At 43.4% G+C, this 1197-nt stretch carries 1 protein-coding gene and 2 tRNA genes; 1 reads left to right on the plus strand and 2 read right to left on the minus strand.

The window, feature by feature from the left end; translation table 11 throughout:
- Window positions 1-26 precede the first annotated feature (26 nt).
- Window positions 27-527, minus strand: a complete 501-nt coding sequence (locus J4F31_02240; protein MCE2495395.1) for a hypothetical protein — start codon at window positions 525-527, stop codon at window positions 27-29.
- A 248-nt stretch (window positions 528-775) separates the two neighbouring features.
- Window positions 776-847 (minus strand) — tRNA-Arg (locus tag J4F31_02245).
- A 90-nt stretch (window positions 848-937) separates the two neighbouring features.
- On the opposite strand from J4F31_02245, the gene J4F31_02250 reads away from it, so the two are divergent.
- A tRNA-Val gene (locus J4F31_02250) sits at window positions 938-1012 on the plus strand.
- Window positions 1013-1197 lie beyond the last annotated feature (185 nt).

The raw sequence follows: 1197 nt of genomic DNA on the forward strand, positions 1-1197 counted from the left end.
TATTCGGCCGTAGCATGTAGGTTTTCCTACGAAGCTAAACCCCGACGATGCTTATGAAGAAAAGTTATGAACAGGTGGATCACTTTCACGCGATCCGGGTGGATCACTTTCACGCGATCCAGGTGGATCACTTTCCGCGGTCTAAGTGGGTCACTTTCACGCGATCTAAGTGGGTCACTTTGCCGCGATTTTTGCAACTTTATGAAGTTTTCGAATTCCTCAAGAAACATTACAGTATCGTCGTCTCTTCCAATCAACACGTTTTTTAGCTTCCTCAAACTAAAATTACCTTCGAACCTGAGCTTATCCTCTTCCCGTTGTATACGGCCTTTTAATCTTTCGAGACTTAGTTTGGCTCTTTTGGGTTCAGCCGTGCTTCCAGTAATCACCTGCTTGGCGTGATTCCAATTTTTTGTATCTATTTTGATGCTGGTTGAGAAGGTTTCTCTTCTTCCAGTGTGAACTAATCGACAATACAAGACCGACATACCGTCGGTTGACTTTCTTGGATAAATAAGCGTTTTCATTTCCTACATTTTTGATTATCACAAAGTTACGGTGACACGTAGGGTCTTGAAAACGTAAAAGAATGAAGAATGAAGAATGAAGCAAAAGAGCGTACCAATTGGCTACAGGAAATTTCGTGTATCCGATTTGTGTCTGTTTTGTGTTGCTTCTATTGCTTTAGGTTGCGTTGAACTGAAGCCTGTAAAAAAAGAAAAGCCTGACAATCAGATAGTTTGCCAGACTTTGCTTTAGATTACTCCATAAGTTGTGGCCCCGCCAGGAATCGAACCTGGATCTTAGGTTCCGGAGACCTACGTAGTATCCATTCTACTACGGGGCCAAGGAACGGCAAAGGTACGAGAATGAATTCTTAATTTTTGATTCTGAATTCTTAATTGTCCGAAACCTTTATCTTTGCCAACCTCTATCCGGGTAATTAGCTCAGTTGGTTTAGAGCACCGTCTTGACAGGGCGGAGGTCACTGGTTCGAATCCAGTATTACCCACAAAGAATCACCAACGCGCCACACTATCAGTACGGCCTTTTTATTTTCTGGAGGTCTGCCAAGCTAGCTTGAGCAGCCTCTGAGAAAATAAAAAGCATCGGAGATAACGCGTTGATGATTCTTTGAATGCCACCCCGTCGGATCAAGCCGCGCATGCGGCGTAATCCAGTTTTCAAGCATGCTTA

It is taken from the genome of Flavobacteriales bacterium (assembly GCA_021296215.1).
Lineage (GTDB): Bacteria > Bacteroidota > Bacteroidia > Flavobacteriales > ECT2AJA-044 > ECT2AJA-044.

Coding starts and splice junctions, on each gene's coding strand:
- J4F31_02240 (MCE2495395.1), bottom strand. CDS start 527: ATGAAAACGCTTATTTATCCAAGAAAGTCAACCGACGGTATGTCGGTC.